Here is an 865-nt window from a genome sequence, read left to right as displayed (position 1 = left end):
GGCACTATCCAGGGCACCATCTCGGCCAACCCCGTCATCAGCCTGGCCAGCAACAACACGCTGAGCAACATCACCATCACCGGCGGCGCCGACGGCATCTTCGGCAACAATGCCGCCGGCACCAAGCTGACCGATGTCACCGTCACAGGCGCCGGCGGCAACGGCGCCGACTTCACCGGCAATTCGACGAGCGTCAGCGCCTCCAACTTCACCGCGACCGGCAACGGTCTCGACGGCCTGCATATCGAGGACAACGGCACCTACAACTTCACCGGTACGACGACGCTCAACGGCAATGCCGATGACGGCCTCGATATAACCGGACAGGGCACCTACACCTTCGCCACCGTCAATGCCCAGAACAACACCGACCGCGGCATAACGGTGCAGGGCACGTCGAGCGGCGGCAGCTTCACCACCACCGGTGGCACGATCTCCGGCAATGGCGGCACTGCCGTCTTCATCGACCCGATAACCGCCCATGTCGTGCTCGATTCCATCACCCAGAGCGGCGGCGTGTCGGGCGTCATCCTCGACCAGGTGTCGGGCAGCTTCACCATCAATGGCGCGACCAATATCTCGAACACCACCGGCCCGGCGATCGCGATCAGCAACTCGCCGGCATCGATCCGCTTCGGTGACATCGCCATCACCAATCCCGGCGCTGATGGCATGTCGTTCAGCGGCGTCAACGCCGCCGTGGTCGCCGGCAACATCGTCATTTCCGGGCTCGGAGCCAGCACCGGCCTGGACTTCTCCGGAAGCCAGGCCAATTTCACCGCGCAGTCGCTCAATCTTACCGGTACCGGCGCGGCCGGCTCCATCGGCATCGACCTCACCTCGCCCAGCGCCGGCGGTGCGGTCA

Annotated in this window: 1 protein-coding gene; it reads left to right on the top strand. The window is 64.9% G+C overall.

The genetic code is table 11. The features are described from left to right. Positions 1-865: right-handed parallel beta-helix repeat-containing protein (locus EOA23_RS35110; protein WP_348628609.1), on the top strand; the 865-nt coding region annotated here is incomplete at both ends.

The sequence above is a fragment of the Mesorhizobium sp. M2A.F.Ca.ET.042.01.1.1 genome (assembly GCF_003997405.1).
In the GTDB taxonomy this organism is placed as follows: domain Bacteria; phylum Pseudomonadota; class Alphaproteobacteria; order Rhizobiales; family Rhizobiaceae; genus Mesorhizobium.
Note: the sequence above shows the minus strand (reverse complement) of the source record. Positions and strands in the feature narration are given on the sequence as shown.